This window comes from Micromonospora sp. H61, assembly GCF_018070325.1.
GTDB classification, from domain to species: Bacteria; Actinomycetota; Actinomycetes; order Mycobacteriales; family Micromonosporaceae; genus Micromonospora; species Micromonospora salmantinae.
This window is the reverse complement of the sequence record NZ_JAGPXY010000013.1, coordinates 16,638-35,138: the sequence shown is the minus strand read 5'-3', so window position 1 is coordinate 35,138 and position 18,501 is coordinate 16,638. Positions and strand designations below refer to the sequence as shown.

The following is an 18,501-nucleotide window of genomic DNA, read 5'->3' as shown; positions in this document are numbered from 1 at the left end:
GCGGGCTGCCCCGCTCAGCTCGGGCAGCCGACGGTGGCGGCCAGTCGGGTGGCGTCCGGGCCGATCTCGGCCAGCACCGTGACGGCGCCGCTGCGGTACGCGTACACCGGGGGTTGGTCCAGCAGTGGGGCGTTACCGGCCAGCGGGGCGAGTGCGGCCGTCGACGCCGCCGGGCCGGAACCGCTCGCGGACCACGCGGTACGGGCGAGCCCGCCGCCCGGGCAGGGCGCGGTGACCTGCTCCGCCGCGGCGTCACCCGGTCGGTCGAGGGCCGTCAGTGCGGCGGCCAGCGCGGTGGTCTCCGGGCCGGCAGCGGTGGCCGGGGACGGCGTGTAACCGGCGCCGACCGGTCGGCAACCGGTGTCGACGACCAGCCGCACCCGGCCGTCGACGGTCGGCCTGCTCTCGACGGCCACGAACTCTCCGGCGTCGGCGCGCAGCTCGGGGCCGTCCACCCCGGGCCCGACCCCGGCCCGCCAGCTCGCCGGCAGCCGCTCGGCGATGCCGGTCAGCACGGCCCGCTCGTCACCGGTGGCAGCGAGCACCCCGACCTCGCGTCGCAGCCTCGCCCCGTCGGCGAACGGGGTGACCCGGCAGCCGGACGCGACCCGCGCGGGGCTCAGTTCCAGCAGACCGGCCGCACCGGCCGCGCGAGCCAGCTCGCCGACCGCCCGGTCGACCACCGGGCCGGCCTGATCGAGGGAACGCTGTTCGCGCACGGTCGGCGGGTCGTTCCGCACCGATATCCAGGTGAGCCCGGCCAGCAGCACCGCCCAGGCCACCGTCACAGCCAGCAGCCAACGCCGCCGCGACCGGGCCGGTGTCGGCGCGGCAGGGCCGGCCGAAGAGGCCCAACCCGTCTGCACAGCACCGCTCACCCGGCCATGGTGTCACGCGCCCGCCGCCGGGCCGGCAGCGGAGGCGGTCGGCCCGACGGAGCGACAGCGGGTCAGTGGTCGTGCAGCCGGGGCGGCGGGTCGAGCCGATAGCCGATCCCTCGCACGGTGTGCACCTGCGGCCCGCCCGGCAGGCCCCGCAGCCTGCGACGTAGCCGTCTGATGGTGGATTGCAGCGCTGCGGTGTCCGCGCCACCCAACGCGGAGGCGCAGAGCCGTTCGTAGCTCCACACCACCAGCGGTGGGCCGATGAGCAGGGTGAGCAACTCCCGTTCGGTGGGGGTCAGCGGGAGCGCCTCGCCGCGCCAGGTGACCCGGTGTCCGGCCCGGTCGACGACCAGCTCACCCCACTTCACCAGCCCCCGCGGTTCCAACCCTGGGGAGACCGGCCTGACGGCCGGCGTCGGGGCACTCGGCGACGAGAACAGCAGTGCCCGTAACTGGACCAGGTCTTCGCAGCTCACCACCTGACCAACCCCGTCGAGCTGTCGCCGCACCCGCTCAATCATCAAGGCATCCGCGCTGACGCAGACGATGATCGGAACCCTTTGACCGGACACGTCGCTGTCCGCACCAACCGTGATCTCCACTCTTAGATAGTGACGCACACCGATGGATTTGATTGGACCGTCCGCGCCGTCGGCAACACCCAACTTTCTCCCGGTACCCACAAGGCCATCCGCTCGCGCCTCGCGTCGCCGCATCACTCGCGCCGACTGTCGTGGAACCGACACCAGCGCAACCGAAGAGCGGGTGCCATCGATTGACAGTGGGTAGTGGACTAGTGACGCGAGGATCCGCAATGCGGTCCGCGTCGTCGGAGGGAGGCACTAGGGTGACGCCAACAGCGACGTCGTCGACGGCGAGAGGACCAGCAATGGGCACCGCCATCGTCAAGACCCAGCAGGAGCTGCGAGAGTGGCGAGCGCGGCTCCTGGAGCGTGTCCACATGAACAAAGAGACGCTGTATGACCTGGGGCGCAACTTCGAACTCCGCGCCGACGAGCGCAGCGTCTACGAGATGGTCCGCTCCATTGACTACCTGCTCGGCGATGACGACTGACGGGACTCCCGTCTCTTCGGACCTGATCGCCCGAGCCAGCGCTTTCGCCGACGACATAACCAGCCGAGTGCAACGAGTGGTGAGGACAGAGAAGCACCTGTCCGCGCTGCTGATGCCTGGCAGGAACGGCGGTCGCGTCATGGTGGGCATCGTCGAGGGAGACGATTTCGGCACGTTTCCGCTGTACATCGACAACAAGCACCGCCTTGACCTGCTAATCAAGTTCAACTGCTGCATGGATTCAACCGGCAGGCACCTTGCCACGGATGCCTCCTGGCTCCATGTCACGCCCAAGGGTGAAAAGGCGCCTTTGTTCCGCTACGAGTACGTCCGGGAGTTCCAGCCCGGCGTGCCCTGCGCCCACCTTCACGTGCATGGTCACCGCGACGAATTCGCCTTTGTCATGCAGGACGGGCCAAGCGGACGCCCGAGAGCCCGTAAGCGCAGACACGAGGTACCGCGGCTTGCCAAGTTCCACTTCCCGCTGGGCGGGCACCGTTTTCGGCCCTGTGTCGAGGATGTCCTGCAGGCCGTGGTGGAAGAGTTCTCCGTCGACACGGTCGACGGATGGCGGATGGCAGTCGACGAAGGTCGGGAGGAGTGGCGCAAGCTCCAGTTACTGGCTGCTGTACGCGACGCTCCGGGCATCGCCGCTCAGGCGCTGGAGGAGCTGCACTACAAGGTGGTTCCGCCCGACTCGGCCCCTGCCGACAACCAGAGCAGGATGCGAGCTTACTAACGCTGCGAAGAAACGACCGGGGCCAGCCACCCCCGGGAGGGTGACCGGCCCCGGTCGATCAGAGCGGTGGGTCAGGCGACGGTGACGGCAACCTCGTTGACGCCTCGGCCGGCAGTGACAGCGGTGTCGCCGTTGCCGTGCCGGGACAACGCCCGCAGCGTCCAGGAACCCGGCGCGGCGAAGAACCGGAACTGCCCGGCGGCCGAGGTGACCACCTCGGCGGTGAACTCACCGGTCGAGTCGAGCAGCCGGACGTACGCGCCCGGCACCGGGTCGGCCTCGGCGGAGCGGACGATGCCGGTGATGACAGTTTCCTTCTCCAGATCCAGGCTGGCCGGCAGCGGCGCGGCCTGGTCCGGTGCGGCGCAACCCGCGGCGGTGGGAAGAGTCATGATCAGGCCTCCCCGGGTTCGTCGCCGAGCGCGACCGGCACACCGACCAGCGAGCCGTACTCGGTCCAGGAGCCGTCGTAGTTCTTGACGTTGCGGTGACCCAGCAGCTCCTGGAGCACGAACCAGGTGTGCGACGAGCGCTCACCGATCCGGCAGTACGCGATGGTCTCCTTGCCGTCGTCGAGCCCCGCGTCGCCGTAGATCTTGCGCAGCTCGTCGTCGGACCGGAAGGTGCCGTCCTCGTTGGCCGCCTTGGACCACGGAACGCTGATCGCGGTGGGGATGTGGCCGGCCCGCTGCGCCTGCTCCTGCGGCAGGTGGGCGGGGGCGAGCAGGCGACCGGCGAACTCGTCGGGGCTGCGCACGTCGACCAGGTTCTTGGTGCCGATCGCGGCGACGACCTCGTCGCGGAAGGCCCGGATGGAGGTGTCTGGCTCCTGCGCGACGTACTGCGTCGCCGGGCGGGACACCGCGTCGGTGACGAGCGGGCGGGCGTCCAGCTCCCACTTCTTGCGGCCGCCGTCGAGCAGCTTCACGTCGCGGTGGCCGTAAAGCTTGAAGTACCAGTAGGCGTACGCGGCGAACCAGTTGTTGTTGCCGCCGTACAGGATGACGGTGTCGTCGTTGCTGATGCCCCGCTCGGAGAGCAGCGCCTCGAACTGCGTCTTGTTGACGAAGTCCCGGCGGACCTGGTCCTGGAGGTCGGTCCTCCAGTCGATCTTGATGGCGCCGGCGATGTGGCCGGTCTCGTAGGCCGAGGTGTCCTCGTCGACCTCGACGAAGACGACGCCCGGGGCGTCGAGGTTCTTCTCGGCCCACTCGGCCGAAACGAGTGCGGTGTCGCGACTCATCGAATCACTCCCTGGTGAGGATGGATGGTGAGCCAACGCGCGCGAATCGACCGGTGTAACTGTCGCACCACGCGCGGGACCCAGCGGAAGGACGGGATCACGGGTTCGTGCGACGGCGCCGCTGCCGGGCGTTCGGTGGGATAACCGGAGGGTGCGAGAACCCTGTGCCGGTGGCCGCCGTCAGGCGGCCGGAGACAGCCCCGCCGTCAGATGACGGGGCGACACAGGCAGGTGGCCACGCGGCACAGGTCGACCGCGCGCCGTTTGGTGAGGTGGGTCCCCATGGCCAGGGAGCTTACCAGCCAGTGACCGTGCTGCCACTGCGCCGACCACCATCCGGGAATCGCCGGGATCGCCGAGGATTTCGGCGTCCCGCCGCGCCTCCGGCGTCAGCCGGCGGAGTTGATCGGCACGTTCTTGGCGTCGGCGGTGACCGCCAGCCCTTCCGGGAGTGGACGGACCTCCCGGACCGCAAGCTGGAACGGCAACTCCGGCAGGGGTACGTCGATGGAAATGCTCTTGGCGTAGTTGCTCAGGAAGGCCCGAGCCAGCGGCAGGTTCGGCAGACCCGCGGCGTCCAGGTCGTTGAACCGCAGGGCGACCGCACCGTTGTCGGCGACGGTGACGTCGGCGGTGCCGCTGATGGTGAGCTTCTGACCGAGGATGTCGGCCGGGGCCTTGACGGTGAGCTTGCCGTTCTGCTCGCCGAGGGTGAGGCCCGGGCGGTTCAGCAGCGCGGCCAGGCTCTCGTAGCTGATCGTGCCGGCACCGTTGACGGTGTCCGCCACTACGTCACCCTGGCCGGTGCGCAGGGTGTCCAACGAGGCCCGAACGTTGCGGGCGGTCACGTCGAGCACCGGCAGCCGGACGGCGTCACCCTCGACCGAGGCCTGCACGTCGCGCAGGTTGATGGTGATCCGCTGGTAGCGGCCATCCAGCACCTGGGTGAGGAACGGAGTTCCGCCCACCTCCACCTCGGGTGCCGCGGATTGCGCGCCCTGCTTGGCGATCTCCTGGCGTACGCGGTCGCCGATCATCCGCTCGGCGACACCGACCGCGACCCGGTCGGCGACCACCAGCAACCCCGCCAGCAGCAGGAGCAGCACGAACAGCCCGATGAGCAGCTTGCGGCCACGCCGTCGGGGTCGCGCCTGGTCCACCGGATAGTCCTGCGCCACGCCGCCTCCTGTCTCCGCCCGTCGCGCCGCGACGGGTCGTTCGTTCCGACGCCGCAGGGCGGCGCACCCGTAGGTACCCGACCGGCTCAGCGCTCAACCGTGCCTCAGAGGAAGAGCATGCACATGGCGTACGCGGCGGGCGCGGCCAGGGCGAAGCCGCCGAGCGGGCCCTGCATGTGCCGGGCCACCCACATCGTCGGCGGTTCGCCGGCCATCAACCGGCCCGCCTCCGCGTACCCCACGGCGAGGTCGGAGAGGACGGCGGTGACCGCCGCGACCAGGCCGATCACGGCGGCCCGGGTCGGCGTGAAGGGAGCCACCAAATAGCTGCCGAGGAGGGCGCTGGTCAGTGTGCCGACCATCGCGCCGGCCACCACGCCGGCGGCGCCCCGGGGCACCTGCGGTGCGAGCCGGGGCCAGGGCAGTACGGCGTCGGTGAGCCGAGCGACGGTGAGCGCGACACCGCTCGCGGTCAGGCAGACGGTGATCGCCTGGGTGCCGGCCGGGATCCGGCTGAGCACGATCAGGGTGCCGAAGGCCACCACCCCGACCACGATGAGCAGCGTGGAGCCGAGGGAGTCGGTGACCCGGACCCGGTCGACCCGACGAACCAGTTGGCCGAGCACCGCGGCGAGGAACCCACCGGCGGCCAGGTAGCCCAACGGCGCCAGGCCGGCGACGCCGGTCTGCACCGCCGCGATGTCGACAAACGCCGCGACCGCGGCGCTGATCCCGGCGACCACAAACAGCGCGGGCGGACGCATGGCCATCGTCCAGGCGAGCACGAACAGCAGTTGGACGCCGAAGATGATGAAGGCGAACGGCAACCGGTGACCGGGGCCCGACGTCTGCGCGCCGAGCACCAGGCCGACACCGAGCAGCGCGGCGAAGCCGGCGATGGTCAGCGCCAGTTGACGGTGCACCGCGACCGGGGGAACGACCTCCTCTTCCGGCTCGTCGATCTCGTCCTCGGATCGGCGGGCCGGCTCGCCGGCGCGGCGGGCACGGCGCGGCCCACCCCGTTCGCGGCGGTCGCCATCGGTGGTGGCCGGGCCGGTACGCGGCGCGGGCGGTTGGCCGCGCGTCGCTGCGGCGGCCGGACCCGGTTGGGGCCCAGCGGGCCACGATTCGCGGCCGGCCTCGGGCGATGTGGAGGAAAACACGACCCGATCGTGCCAGACCGACGGCCCGACGCGGTGGTCACGGGTTTCGGCGACGTTAAAATCCGGGCCACGATCAGGGGCAAGGTAGACAAACGGGAAATGGCCTGACGGCGCGGCCGAGGCGATCGGTTAGGCTCAACGCGTTACCCGCCCGTCAGCGACGCCGGGACCACGCAATTTCTCAGCGCACTCCTTGATGAGTGCGACTGGTCGCGTGCGGCCTCGCGCCGCCGGGACGGAGGTGATCGTGGAGATCCTGCTGCTGGTGACCGCGCGTGCAGGAGAGCCGTCGGCTGTGCTGCCGGCGCTCGACCTGCTGCCGCACTCGGTCCGCACCGCGCCGCGTGATGTTCGCACCCTGGTCGCGGGCCCCAGCCCGGACGCGGTGATGGTGGATGCCCGATCGGAGTTGAGCGAGGCTCGCGCGACCTGCCGAATGTTGCACGCCACCGGGCTCGGCGTGCCGTTGGTCGCGGTGGTGACCGAGGCCGGCCTGATCGCACTCAACGCCGACTGGGGCGTCGACGACGTCATCCTCGCCTCGGCCGGCCCCGCCGAGGTCGAGGCGCGGCTGCGGCTGGCGGTGGGCCGGCTCAGCAACGCCACCGCTGGCGCGGGTGGCTCGATCCGGGCCGGCGAGTTGACCATCGACCCGGACACCTACGCGGCCAAGCTCAAGGGCCGTCCGCTCGACCTCACGTACAAGGAGTTCGAGCTGCTGAAGTTCCTGGCCCAGCACCCGGGCCGGGTGTTCACCCGGGACCAACTCCTGCGCGAGGTCTGGGGCTACGACTACTTCGGCGGCACCCGCACTGTGGACGTGCACGTCCGGCGACTGCGCGCCAAGCTCGGCTCGGAGTACGAGTCGATGATCGGCACCGTCCGCCAGGTCGGCTACAAGTTCGTCGTTCCGCCGTCGCGGTCGCTTCCCGAGGCGGAGCACGCGCCCCTACCGGTCTGATCCGGAGATCTCTCCGGGCGATTTCCCATATGCCCTTTTTGCGCAGCTTGGCAGTTCTATTCTGACTGCCGGGTTTGTCGGAGAAAGGGGCGACGGTGCGCGCACTGAACACGGGGGCGACGGGCCGGCGTGACCGGCAAGCCAGGCGGAAGTCGTGACGCGGGGCAGCTCCACCGCGCGTGCCGCGGGGATCGTGACGCTGGTGGTGGCGGGGCTGCTCGGCTCCGCGTACGTGCTGGGCCGCAGCCTCGTCCCCGACCAGACACCTCAGCAGTCAACCGGTGTCACCACGAGCGCCGACGGGCCGCACTACGCCGACCAACCCAGCGTTGGCGAGCCGGGCGGAGCCCCGAGCGGCAGCGCGGCTGAGACCGGCCCAGTCGAGACCGGCCAGGACGGGTCCGGACGGGACGCCGGAGACGACAACCTGTTCGGCGCGTACACCACCACCGGCACCCCCCGGCTCGCGCTGACCTTCGACGACGGGCCGGACCCGCGCTACACGCCGCAGGTCCTCGCCCTCCTGCGCGAATACGACGTGCGCGCCACGTTCTGCGTGGTCGGCGAGAACGCGCAGAACCACCCCGACCTGGTCCAGTCGATCGTGGACGCCGGGCACACCCTGTGCAACCACTCCTGGCACCACGACGTGGGCCTGGGCGCCCGGTCGGCCGACGCGATCCGCTCCGACCTCCTGCGCACCAACGCGGCGATCCGGGCGGCGGTGCCGAACGCGCCGATCGTCTGGTACCGCCAGCCGGGCGGAGCCTGGACGTACCCGGTGGTGTCGGTGGCGCGGCAGCTCGGCATGACCCCGCTGCACTGGTCGGTGGATCCGTCGGACTGGGAGCTACCCGGCGCCAGCAAGATCACCGCGACGGTGCTGAGCCAGGCCGAACCGGGCTCGGTGGTGCTGCTGCACGACGCCGGCGGGGACCGGCAGGGCACGATGGAGGCGCTGCGCCGGATCCTGCCCGACCTGACCGCCCGGTTCGAGCTGGAGGCACTCCCCACCGACCCGACGTGAGCCCCGCCTTTACGGCGACGCTCCGGGCGCCACGACACGCAACGGATACGGTGGCGGGATGAGCAGCGCGGAGCCGACCAGCGACCAGGTGACCCGGAGCGACCAACTGGCGCCGGCGGAGATCGCCGAGGTACTCGCCCTCGCCAGCGCCGCCGGTGACACGGACGGAGCGGACCCGCTCGACGAACACGTCCTGCTGCGGCTGCGGGACCCCGACGCCCCCGCCGTTCATCTGGTCGCCCGCGCCGACGACGGCACACTCACCGGGTACGCGCACCTGGACACCACCGACCCGGTGGGTGGGATCGGGGTCGAGCTGGTGGTGCACCCCGCGTACCGGCGGCGGGGCACCGGACGGGCGCTCGCCCGGGGCGTACTCGCCTCGGCCACCGGGCCGCTGCGGGCGTGGGCGCACGGCGACCACCCCTCGGCCGCCGCGCTCGCCGTCGACCTCGGCTTCGCCCGCGCCCGGGTGCTCTGGCAGTTGCGCCGGCCGTTGGCGGCCCCGCTGGGTGAGCCGCGCCTGCCCGACGGGGTGGCGCTACGCGCGTTCCGGCCCGGGGCGGACGACACCGCCTGGTTGGCGCTCAACGCACGGGCCTTCGCCGAGCATCCCGAACAGGGCCGGTGGACGTCGGACGACCTGCGGGTCCGCCTCGCCGAGTCGTGGTTCGATCCGGCGGGCTTCCTGCTCGCCGAGGAGACCGCGACCGGCCGACTGCTCGGCTTCCACTGGACCAAGGTGCACGAGCGGCCGGGGTCGGCCCGAATCGGCGAGGTGTACGTCCTGGGGGTGGAACCGACCGCGCACGGCGGCGGGCTCGGCCGGGCCCTGACCACCGCCGGGTTGGCACACCTGCGGGACAAGCGTGGCCTCGACCGGGTGATGCTCTACGTGGACGACTCGAACACCGGGGCCGTCGCGCTCTACGAGCGGCTGGGCTTCGCCCGCTGGTCCGCGCACATCAACTACCACCTGGGCTGACCGTCGGCCGTCGCCCCGACCGCATCACCGGTGGGTAACGGTCGAGCGTCGGCGGGATAACGCCGAACCGGAAATATACCCATACTTCCGACAGGTGTACCCCGGTTCACTTAACGGACAACTCACCCTCAGCAAGCGGTCACCTCAGGGGCCGTACGTGTTCACCTTGCGTTCACTTGCGACCGGCGAACCGGCTACCTGGCACTTCTAACTTTCGTGTCAGCCGGTCAGTGCCGGTCCTCGGGCCCCGGGATCGGGGCGCCAAGTCAGACGCGAAGGGAAACCCCTCAGGTGAAGCTCCAGCGGTACGGCGCGATTGCCGGCCTCGCCCTTGCTGCGACGCTCGGTCTCAGCGCATGCGGCTCGGACAACAACGAGCCCACCCCCGGCGCCAGCGCTTCGGGCTCGGCCGCCGCGGTCGACTGCGCTACCGGCACGCTGAACGCCCAGGGCTCGTCGGCGCAGAAGAACGCCATGGCCGAATGGATCAAGGCGTACCAGCAGAAGTGCCAGGGTGTAACGATCAACTACGAGCCCAGCGGCTCGGGCGCCGGCATCCAGGCGTTCATCGCCGGGACGGCCGACTTCGCCGGCTCCGACTCCGCGCTCAAGCCGGAGGAGCAGCCGCAGGCCGACGCCAAGTGCGTCGGTGGCAAGGCCATCCACCTGCCGATGGTGATCGGCCCGGTGGCCGTCGCCTACAACGTGAGCGGCGTGGACAACCTCCAGCTCAAGCCGGCCACCCTGGCGAAGATCTTCGCCGGCAAGGTGACCAAGTGGGACGACGCGGCGATCAAGGCCGACAACCCGGGTGCCACCCTCCCGGCGACCACGATCCAGACCGTCCACCGCTCGGACGAGTCGGGCACCACCGACAACTTCACCAACTTCCTCTCCAAGACCGCTGAGGCCGACTGGACCCTCGGCAAGGCCAAGGCGTGGAAGGCCCCGGGCGGCACCGGCGCCAAGGGCTCGGACGGCGTGGCCAGCCGGGTCAAGGGTGCCGACGGCTCCATCGGCTACATGGAGTGGTCGTTCGCCGAGAACGCCGGCCTGAAGATGTCCAAGATCGGTAACGGTGCGGGTGAGTTCGCCGCGCTGACCGCCGAGGCCGCCGGCAAGACCATCGCCGGCGCCAAGGTCGAGGGCCAGGGCGACGACCTCAAGCTGTCGATCGACTACAACACCAAGGAGGCCGGGGCCTACCCGATCGTCCTGGCGACGTACGAGATCGTCTGCAGCAAGGGCCTCGCCGCCGACAAGCTGCCGCTGGTCAAGGGCCTGCTGGGCTACGCCGCCAGCACCGAGGGCCAGGCTGCCATGACCGAGCTGGGCTACGCCCCGCTGCCGGAGAGCGTCCGCACCAAGGTCGAGGCCGCAGTCAAGAACATCTCCTGACCGACACCAACTCCGCAATCGAATCGAGCGAGCAGATGGGTGACACCCCCCACCGCTCGGCCGACGCCGGCACCGGCGGGACGCGCGTGACCCAGAGTCACGAGTGGCCCGCCGGTGCCTCGGCGCGTGTGGCCGAGGCACCAGTCAGCACCCGTTCCCCGGGCGGCACCGGGCTGGGCGGCGGCGGCGCACTGCCGCGCAGCCGTAGGTTCGGCGCCGAGCGGGCCTTCCGCGGTCTCACCCTGGCCGCCGGCACCGCCGTTCTGGTCATCATCGCCGCCATCGCGATCTTCCTGGTCGTCAAGGCGGTGCCGGCCCTACACGCCAACACCGAGAACTTCTGGTCCTACGAGGGCTGGTCGCCCAACGAGACGGAGCCGAAGTTCGGCATCGGTGCGCTCGCCTTCGGCACCGTGCTCAGCTCGGCGCTGGCACTGCTCATGGCGGTGCCGGTGGCGCTGGGCATCGCCCTCTACCTCTCGCACTACGCGCCGCGCCGGTTGGGCACCGCGCTCGGCTTCCTGATCGACCTCCTCGCCGCAGTGCCGAGCGTGGTCTTCGGCCTCTGGGGGCGGGACGTCTTCAGCAGCCCCGTCCGGGACTTCTCGGTCTGGCTGAACCAGCACTTCGGCTGGATCCCGCTCTTCGGCGGCGACGGCCCCTTCGGGGCGTCCGTCATGCTCGGCGCCCTGGTACTCGCGATCATGGTGTTGCCGATCATCACCTCGCTCTCCCGCGAGGTGTTCCTCCAGACGCCCACCGCGAACGAGGAGGCCGCCCTCGCCCTGGGCGCCACCCGCTGGGAGATGCTCCGCACCGCGGTGCTCCCCTACGGCCGCCCCGGCATCATCGCCGCGATGATGCTCGGCCTCGGCCGGGCGCTCGGCGAGACCATCGCCCTGGCGCTGACCCTCGGCATCACCTTCGGCATCTCGTTCAACCTGATCCAGAACGGCGGCAACACCATCGCCGCCAACATCGCCAACGCGTTCGGCGAGGCGAACGAGACCGGCCGGGGCGCGCTCATCGCCTCCGGCCTGGTGCTGTTCGCCATCACGCTGATCGTCAACATCACGGCGCGGGCGATCATCTACCGCCGCCGGGAGTTCACGGAGTCGGCCGCATGACCACAACCGCCACCTCCCACCGCACCCGGCCGCCGGCCCAGCCCGACTCGCTGCGGGCCAAGCGGCTGCCCTGGTACGCCGCCCCGGCCATCGCCGTGGCGGCCCTGGCGCTCTCCGCCGTGATCGTCTACGGCACCGGCATCGGCGGCCCGGTCCTCGTGGTCGTCCTCGGCGCGATCCTCTACCTGGTCGGGCTCTTCGCCGCCGCCAACGCGGTCGAGGGGCGCCGATCGGCGCGCAACCGCACCTGGAGCGCACTGATCCACTCCGCCTTCGTGCTGGCGGTGCTGCCGCTCGTGTCGGTGGTCTGGACGCTGGTCAGCAAGGGCGCCGACCGACTGGACGTCAACTTCTTCCAGACCTCGATGAACAACATCGGGGCCCGGGACGCCAACGGCGGCGCGTACCACGCGATCGTCGGCACGCTGGAGCAGGTCGGCATCGCCACCCTGATCACCGTCCCGCTCGGCGTTCTCTGCGCGATCTACATCGTCGAGTACGGGCGCGGCAAGTTCGCCTTCGCGATCCGGTTCTTCGTGGACGTGATGACCGGCATCCCGTCGATCGTCTCCGGCCTCTTCGTGCTGGCGTTCTGGGTGCTGATCGTGTCGCCGTGGTTCAACGACGGTCGGCCCAGCTTCTCCGGCTTCGCCGCCGCGCTCGCGCTGAGCGTGCTCATGCTGCCCACCATCGTCCGGTCCACCGAGGAGATGCTCCGCCTCGTACCGGCACCACTGCGCGAGGGCGCGTACGCGCTCGGCGTACCCAAGTGGAAGACCATCCTGCGGGTGGTGCTGCCGACGGCGCTGCCCGGCATCGTCACCGGCGTCATGCTCGCCATCGCCCGCGCGGCCGGTGAGACCGCGCCGGTGCTGCTGGTCGCCGGCGGTGGCGCCGCGATCAACACCAACCCCTTCGAGAACAGCCAGTCGTCGCTGTCCCTCTTCGTCTACCAGCAGGCCGGCGACGCGTCGAAGTACGCCCCGGCACGGGCGTGGACCGCGGCACTCACCCTGGTCGCCCTCGTGCTCATCCTGACGATCGCGGCGAAGCTGCTGGCCCGTCGCAACAGGCTCAGCCGATGAACCCCGGAGGTACCACCATGGCCAAGCGCGTCTCCGCCTCGAACGTCACCGCGTACTACGGCGGCTTCAAGGCAATCGAGAACATCAACCTGACTGTCGAGCCGAAGACGGTCACCGCTCTCATCGGGCCGTCCGGCTGCGGCAAGTCCACGTTCCTGCGGTCGATCAACCGGATGCACGAGGTGCTGCCGGGGGCCCGGGTCGAGGGCAGCCTGACCATCGACGACCAGGACATCTACGACCGGGACGTGGACGTCACGGCGGTCCGCCGCACCATCGGCATGGTCTTCCAGCGGCCGAACCCGTTCCCCACCATGAGCATCTTCGAGAACGTGGTGGCCGGGCTGAAGCTCAACGGGGTCCGCAAGAAGTCGATCCTGGAGGACGCGGCCGAGAAGGCCCTGCGCGCCGCGAACCTGTGGGGCGAGGTCAAGGACCGGCTCGGCAAGCCCGGCGCGGGCCTCTCCGGCGGTCAGCAGCAGCGGCTCTGCATCGCCCGGACCATCGCGGTCGAGCCGCAGGTCGTCCTGATGGACGAGCCGTGCTCCGCCCTGGACCCGATCTCCACGCTGGCGATCGAGGACCTGATGTTCCAGCTCAAGGACAAGTTCACGATCATCATCGTGACGCACAACATGCAGCAGGCAGCGCGTGTCTCGGACCGGACCGCCTTCTTCTCGATCGAGAAGACCGGCGACCCGGGCCGGCTGATCGAGTACGACAACACCCAGAAGATCTTCAGCAACCCGAGCGTGAAGAAGACCGAGGACTACATCACCGGCCGCTTCGGCTGAGCCGACCTGGTCCGGTCACCGGCGCCCCGCCTCCTGGCGTGGGCGCCGGTCCCATCTCCAGCACCAGTACCGCCCCGTCGAGCAAGATCGCGCCGATCTTGCAGTTTCGGTTGTCGAGATGAGTGGGATGCCCCTTATGTCGCGACAGAAAGCGCAAGATCGCGGAGCGGGGGCGGTGCGTGGAGTCAGCCCAGGACGAAGCGGGGTTCGCCGTCCGGGGGTAGGTCCAGGCGCGGGGTCACCGGGGTGGCGGCGTCCCGACCGGCCGCCGCCCGCGCCACCCCGGCCAGGTCACCGGCCGCGGCCACCTGGGCCAGCGTGACGACTGTCGGTGGCAGCATGGTCAGCTCGCCGGCCTGCGCGCGGGCCAGCGCGTCCGCCGGCCGGATCCACAGGGTGTGGTCGGCCTCGCCGGAGACGTCGCGGGTCCGCTGGCCCGCCGGCAACAGGGCGATGAAAAAGTACGTGTCGAAGCGGCGCGGCTCGAACTCGGGAGTGATCCACCGGCTCCACGGCAGCAGCAGGTCCGATCGAAGGGTGAGCTGACGGTCGGCGAGCAGCGCCGCGAAGCCCAGCCGGCGCCCCTCCAGGTCCTGCCGTGCTGCCTCCCAGTCGTCGCCGCTGACGTCGCCCACCACGGTCTCCCGGTTCGGACCGGCGAGCAGGACGCCGGCCTCCTCGAAAACCTCCCGTGCGGCGGCGCAGACCACCGCCTGCGCGGCCTCCGGGGCGACGCCGAGCCGGTCCGCCCACTCGCCCGGCGTCGGGCCGGCCCAGTCCAGGTGCGCCTCCGAGTCGGAGCGGTCCACCCCGCCCCCGGGGAAGGCGTACATCCCGCCGAAGGTCATCGCGGCGACCCGGCGGATGACGTACACCTCGAAGTCGGCCTCGCTCGGACGCAGCAGCAAGACGGTGGCCGCGACCCGCGGCGTCGCCGGAATGCCACCCTCTGCCTGAAACCGGCGGGCGTGCTCGACCAGGGCGGCCGGGGCGGCGAAGCCGTCACTGTCGATCGTCATGCCCGCGAGCCTAGTTCCCGCCGGATGAACTGGTCGTCGGCCGGGCAGTGGGGGGTTCACCTGGCTCGGCTAGCGTTCCGGCATGACTCGTTGGGGCATCCTGGCCACCGGCCACATCGCCAGCCGTTTCGCCGAAGACCTCCGGCTGGTGCCGGACGCCGAGTTGGTAGCGGTCGGTTCCCGCGCCGCGGAGAGCGCGCGGCGCTTCGCCGACACGTACGGCGCGAAGCGTGCCTACGGCTCCTGGGTGGAGTTGGCCGCCGACCCGGAGGTGGACGCGATCTACGTGGCGACCCCGCATTCCGCGCACTACGAGGCGGCGATGACCTGCCTCACCGCCGGGCGGGCGGTGCTGTTGGAGAAGCCGTTCACCCTCGACCTGGCCACCAGCACCGAGTTGATCGACACTGCCCGCGCCGCCGGGGTCTTCCTGATGGAGGCCATGTGGATGCGGCTGAACCCGCTGATCCTGCGGGTGGTCGAGCTGATCGCGGACGGGGCGATCGGCACGGTGACCGGCGTCCGGGCCGACTTCGGGGTGGCCGGGCCGTTCCCGCCGGAGCACCGGATGCGCAACGCGGCGCTGGGCGGGGGCGCCCTGCTCGACCTGGGGATCTACCCGATCAGCCTGGCCCACCTGCTGCTCGGGGTGCCGCAGCACGTCCGGTCCTGGGCGCAGCTCGGCCCGGAGGGGACGGACGAGAACACGGGCATGCTGTTCGGCTACGACACCGGAGCCCTGGCAACGCTGAGCTGCGGCATGGTCGGGTTGAGCGGGCAGACCGCCTCGGTAACGGGCACCACGGGGCGGATCGACCTGCCGGAGCCGTTCTTCCGGCCGGGTTCGGTGACCCTGCACCGGGCCGGCGCGGAGCCGGAGACGATCGTCGCCGACGGGGCCGGCAACGGCTACCAGTACGAGGCGATCGAGGTGCAGCGCTGCCTGGCCGCCGGCCTGACCGAGAGCCCAGCGGTACCGCATGCCACGACCCTCGAGGTGATGACCCTGCTGGACACGGTCCGCGAGCAGATCGGCGTGCGCTACGTCTGAACAGCGGAAGGGCCCCCGGCCACGGCTGGACCGTGACCGGGGGCCCTTCCGGAAACTCAGCCGAAGAGCGGCCGGACCAGCAGGTAGGTGACGCACGCGATCAGCGCGGAGGCCGGGAACGTGATGATCCAGGCGAGCACGATGTTGCCGGCCACGTTCCAGCGGACCGCGGAGAGTCGCTTGGTCGCGCCCACACCCATGATCGCCGAGGTGATGGTGTGGGTGGTGGAGATCGGCGCCTTCAGCACCAGTGCGTTGAAGTAGAGCACTGCGCTGGCGACGGTCTCAGCGGCGAAGCCCTCCGGCGGCCCCAGGTCGATGATCTTGCGTCCGAGGGTACGGATGATCCGCCAGCCGCCGGCGTACGTGCCGAGGGCCAGCATCGTCGCCGAGGTCCAGAACACCCAGCCCGGGATGTGCGTCTTGCTCTCCTGGAAACCACCGGTGTAGAGCGCCAGCACCACGATGCCCATGGTCTTGGCGGCGTCCTGCATGCCGTGGCCGACCGACATGGCGGCCGCCGAGGCGGTCTGCGCCCAGCGGAAGCCCCGGTTGAGTTTGCCCGGCTGCCCCTTCCGGAACAGCCACAGGATGGCCAGCATCAGCAGGTAGCCGAGGGTGAGGCCGACGATCGGCGACAGCACCATCGGCAGCAGCACCTTCTCGCCGATGTTGACCCACTGCACGATGCCGCCGGTGGAGAGCAGGGTCGCGCCGACTAGGCCGCCGAAGAGCGCGTGCGAGGACGACGAAGGTAGACCGAAGTACCAGGTGATCAGGTTCCAGGCGATCGCGCCGAGCACACCGGCGAAGACCACCCCGAGGCTGCTCACCCCGGTGGGGAGGGTGACCAGACCGTCGCCGACGGTCTTGGCCACGCCGGCGCCGAAGTGGGCGCCGACGAAGTTGCCGACCGCGGCGAGCCCGAGGGCGATCCGAGGTGTCAGTGCACGGGTGGAGACGCTGGTGGCGATCGCGTTGGCGGCGTCGTGGAAGCCGTTGGTGTAGTCGAACGCCAGGGCCACCGCGATCACCGCCAGCACGGCGATGAGTTCGGGAGTCACCGGCTCAGGACTCCTTGACGGCGATGGTCTCGACGGTGTTGGCCACGTGCTCGAAGGCGTCGCAGGCGGCCTCCAGCTCGTCGGCGACCTCCTTCATCTTCAGCACCGTCAACGCGTCGTACTCACCGGAGAAGAGCCGGACGAGCAGTTGCCGGTTGATCCGGTCGCCCTCGTTCTCCAGCCGGTTGCACTCGATCCAGTAGTCCTCGAGGTCCTTCATCGACTTCAGCCGGGGCATCGCGTCGGCGGTCAGCTTGGCCTGCTGGTCGAGCACGTTGACCATCTCGTGCAGCTCGCGGGGCAGCGCCGGAAGCTCGGTCAGCCCGTACAGGTAGAGCAGGTCACCGACCGCTTCCAGGTGGTCCATCACGTCGTCCAGCAGCGAGCCGAGCCGGTAGATGTCCTCCCGGTCGAACGGGGTGATGAACGTTGAGTTGATCTTCTTGTACAGCTCGTGGGTGATCTGGTCGCTGTCGTGCTCGACCTCGGTCAGCCGCTCGCTGACGGACTGCACGTCCACGCCGGGCAGGGCCAGCTCGTTGAGCAGCGCGGTGCCCCGGACCAGGTTCTGCGCGGCCCTGGTGAAGAGCTCGTAGAAGGCGCCCTCGGTGGGGCGGAAGGAAAACTTCACAGCACAGACCTCGTCGCGTCGGTGGAAGGGTGGCGGCACCCGAGAGCGCCCGCTCGGTGAATGCTAGGAAACGCCAGAACCGGGAATTCGCCGGCCCACCCCTGGCCAGGCACCATTCACCGCTCGTTCACCTGCCGTTCATCTCGGCCGCCCCACCCGCACCCACTCCCCCAGCCAACAGGCGCTTCCGCTCCCGCGCGACGTCGAAATCGGCAGCCGGATACCCCAGTTCGAGCGTGTCGAACGTCTCACGAAGCAGGTGGGCCACCGCCCAGTCCCGGTACCACTTGCGGTCCGCCGGCACCACGAACCAGGGCGCGGCGTCCGTGCCGCACCGGCTCAGGGCCTCGGCGTACGCGGCCTGGTAGTCGTCCCAGTGCCCTCGCGAGTCGATGTCGGAGGGGTTGTACTTCCAGTGCTTGCGCGGGTCGGTGAGCCGGTCCATCAGGCGCTTGCCCTGCTCGGCGTACGAGATGTGCAGCATCACCTTGATCAGGGTGACACCGCTCTCGGTCAACTCCCGCTCAAACGAGTTGATCTCGTCATAGCGGGCTCGCCAGGTCGCCTCCGGCACCAGCGAGCCGACCCGGGCGATCAGCACGTCCTCGTAGTGCGAACGGTTGAACATTCCCACGTACCCCGGCGGTGGCAGCTCCCGGCGAATCCGCCAGAGGAAGTCGTGCCGCAGCTCCTGGCGGGTCGGCGGCCCGAACGAGCGGATGTGCAGGCCCAGCGGGTTCATCGCGCCGGCCACCCGCTTGATCGTGCCGTCCTTGCCGCCGCAGTCCATGGCCTGGAGCACCAGCAGCACCCGGTGCGCCGGCCGCTCCGACCCGGTCTTGGCCATCGCGAAGAGCATCTCCTGCTGCCGGCCCAACTCCTCGCCGACCAGCTCCACCTGCTCCCGCGCCCAGGTCTTACGGTGCTCGCCGCGGCCTGCGGGCTCCGGCAGGCCGGGCATGGACCGCGGGTCGATCGCGCCGAGATCCACCGGCGCGGTGACCCGCAGCAGGTCCCGCACGGAACCGCCGTCCGGTGCCACGATCTGCTCTTGCTGGGGTGCGCTCATGCACGGAT

The 18,501-nt window shown here is 70.5% G+C and carries 21 protein-coding genes; 10 read left to right on the top strand and 11 right to left on the bottom strand.

The features are described from left to right. Positions 1 to 14: 14 nt before the first annotated feature. Together KBX08_RS09355 and KBX08_RS09350 are read right to left on the bottom strand one after the other, a co-directional pair. Entirely contained in the window at positions 15 to 878 is an 864-nt protein-coding gene (locus KBX08_RS09355) for a hypothetical protein (protein WP_210782446.1), read from the bottom strand. A gap of 71 nt (positions 879 to 949) precedes the next feature. Next, positions 950 to 1,405, bottom strand: coding sequence for a winged helix-turn-helix domain-containing protein (locus KBX08_RS09350; protein WP_247669150.1), 456 nt, complete (start codon positions 1,403 to 1,405; stop codon positions 950 to 952). A gap of 368 nt (positions 1,406 to 1,773) precedes the next feature. Between KBX08_RS09350 and KBX08_RS09345 the strand changes: the two genes are divergently transcribed. Further along, positions 1,774 to 1,959, top strand: coding sequence for a hypothetical protein (locus KBX08_RS09345; RefSeq protein WP_196919975.1), 186 nt, complete (start codon positions 1,774 to 1,776; stop codon positions 1,957 to 1,959). Further along, the gene (locus KBX08_RS09340) at positions 1,949 to 2,698 is read left to right on the top strand and encodes a hypothetical protein (protein ID WP_210782443.1); all 750 of its coding nucleotides are present in this window, start codon (positions 1,949 to 1,951) and stop codon (positions 2,696 to 2,698) included. The genes KBX08_RS09345 and KBX08_RS09340 overlap by 11 nt, the downstream gene beginning before the upstream one ends. Positions 2,699 to 2,769: 71 nt before the next feature. Here the strand turns inward: KBX08_RS09340 and KBX08_RS09335 are convergent, their stop codons facing one another. The 5 genes from KBX08_RS09335 to KBX08_RS09320 all read right to left on the bottom strand — a co-directional run bounded on the left by KBX08_RS09335 (position 2,770) and on the right by KBX08_RS09320 (position 6,282). Further along, entirely contained in the window at positions 2,770 to 3,090 is a 321-nt protein-coding gene (locus KBX08_RS09335) for a DUF1416 domain-containing protein (protein WP_210782441.1), read from the bottom strand. 2 nt (positions 3,091 to 3,092) lie between these two features. Then, positions 3,093 to 3,941, bottom strand: coding sequence for a sulfurtransferase (locus tag KBX08_RS09330; protein WP_112584191.1), 849 nt, complete (start codon positions 3,939 to 3,941; stop codon positions 3,093 to 3,095). Positions 3,942 to 4,147: 206 nt separating this feature from the next. Beyond that, complete coding sequence (locus KBX08_RS34870) at positions 4,148 to 4,225, bottom strand: Ms5788A family Cys-rich leader peptide (RefSeq protein WP_310503780.1); 78 nt, start codon at positions 4,223 to 4,225, stop codon at positions 4,148 to 4,150. Between the two features lie 105 nt (positions 4,226 to 4,330). Further along, on the bottom strand, positions 4,331 to 5,119 hold the full coding sequence (locus KBX08_RS09325) for a DUF2993 domain-containing protein (RefSeq protein WP_210782439.1): 789 nt from the start codon (positions 5,117 to 5,119) through the stop codon (positions 4,331 to 4,333). 104 nt (positions 5,120 to 5,223) lie between these two features. Then, the gene (locus KBX08_RS09320) at positions 5,224 to 6,282 is read right to left on the bottom strand and encodes a hypothetical protein (protein ID WP_210782437.1); all 1,059 of its coding nucleotides are present in this window, start codon (positions 6,280 to 6,282) and stop codon (positions 5,224 to 5,226) included. Between the two features lie 241 nt (positions 6,283 to 6,523). On the opposite strand from KBX08_RS09320, the gene KBX08_RS09315 reads away from it, so the two are divergent. The 7 genes from KBX08_RS09315 (at position 6,524) to pstB (ending at position 13,659) form a co-directional block, all read left to right on the top strand. Continuing rightward, complete coding sequence (locus KBX08_RS09315) at positions 6,524 to 7,243, top strand: response regulator transcription factor (protein ID WP_181518701.1); 720 nt, start codon at positions 6,524 to 6,526, stop codon at positions 7,241 to 7,243. 154 nt (positions 7,244 to 7,397) lie between these two features. After that, a complete protein-coding gene (locus KBX08_RS09310; RefSeq protein ID WP_210782435.1) occupies positions 7,398 to 8,270 on the top strand; it encodes a polysaccharide deacetylase family protein in 873 nt (290 codons plus the stop codon). 58 nt (positions 8,271 to 8,328) lie between these two features. After that, positions 8,329 to 9,255, top strand: a complete 927-nt coding sequence (mshD, locus tag KBX08_RS09305) for a mycothiol synthase (protein ID WP_210782433.1) — start codon at positions 8,329 to 8,331, stop codon at positions 9,253 to 9,255. 291 nt (positions 9,256 to 9,546) lie between these two features. Continuing rightward, positions 9,547 to 10,653 (top strand): phosphate ABC transporter substrate-binding protein PstS, encoded by a 1,107-nt coding sequence (gene pstS / locus KBX08_RS09300; RefSeq protein WP_196919982.1) that lies wholly within the window; start codon positions 9,547 to 9,549, stop codon positions 10,651 to 10,653. A gap of 35 nt (positions 10,654 to 10,688) precedes the next feature. Beyond that, positions 10,689 to 11,780 (top strand): phosphate ABC transporter permease subunit PstC, encoded by a 1,092-nt coding sequence (pstC, locus tag KBX08_RS09295; RefSeq protein ID WP_210782431.1) that lies wholly within the window; start codon positions 10,689 to 10,691, stop codon positions 11,778 to 11,780. Then, entirely contained in the window at positions 11,777 to 12,865 is a 1,089-nt protein-coding gene (gene pstA / locus KBX08_RS09290; protein WP_210782429.1) for a phosphate ABC transporter permease PstA, read from the top strand. The genes pstC and pstA overlap by 4 nt, the downstream gene beginning before the upstream one ends. Positions 12,866 to 12,882: 17 nt before the next feature. Beyond that, complete coding sequence (pstB, locus tag KBX08_RS09285; RefSeq protein ID WP_112584183.1) at positions 12,883 to 13,659, top strand: phosphate ABC transporter ATP-binding protein PstB; 777 nt, start codon at positions 12,883 to 12,885, stop codon at positions 13,657 to 13,659. Between the two features lie 185 nt (positions 13,660 to 13,844). Here the strand turns inward: pstB and KBX08_RS09280 are convergent, their stop codons facing one another. Then, on the bottom strand, positions 13,845 to 14,678 hold the full coding sequence (locus tag KBX08_RS09280) for an NUDIX domain-containing protein (protein WP_210782427.1): 834 nt from the start codon (positions 14,676 to 14,678) through the stop codon (positions 13,845 to 13,847). Positions 14,679 to 14,760: 82 nt separating this feature from the next. Here KBX08_RS09280 and KBX08_RS09275 point away from each other — a divergent pair, with 82 nt between their 5' ends. Continuing rightward, entirely contained in the window at positions 14,761 to 15,729 is a 969-nt protein-coding gene (locus KBX08_RS09275) for a Gfo/Idh/MocA family protein (protein ID WP_210782425.1), read from the top strand. 56 nt (positions 15,730 to 15,785) lie between these two features. On the opposite strand, the gene KBX08_RS09270 is transcribed toward KBX08_RS09275, so the two are convergent. From KBX08_RS09270 to KBX08_RS09260, 3 genes are all read right to left on the bottom strand, one after another. Next, the gene (locus KBX08_RS09270; protein ID WP_210782423.1) at positions 15,786 to 16,793 is read right to left on the bottom strand and encodes an inorganic phosphate transporter; all 1,008 of its coding nucleotides are present in this window, start codon (positions 16,791 to 16,793) and stop codon (positions 15,786 to 15,788) included. Between the two features lie 4 nt (positions 16,794 to 16,797). Then, positions 16,798 to 17,424, bottom strand: a complete 627-nt coding sequence (locus KBX08_RS09265) for a DUF47 domain-containing protein (protein ID WP_030327784.1) — start codon at positions 17,422 to 17,424, stop codon at positions 16,798 to 16,800. Between the two features lie 127 nt (positions 17,425 to 17,551). Further along, complete coding sequence (locus tag KBX08_RS09260; protein ID WP_210782421.1) at positions 17,552 to 18,493, bottom strand: PPK2 family polyphosphate kinase; 942 nt, start codon at positions 18,491 to 18,493, stop codon at positions 17,552 to 17,554. Positions 18,494 to 18,501 lie beyond the last annotated feature (8 nt).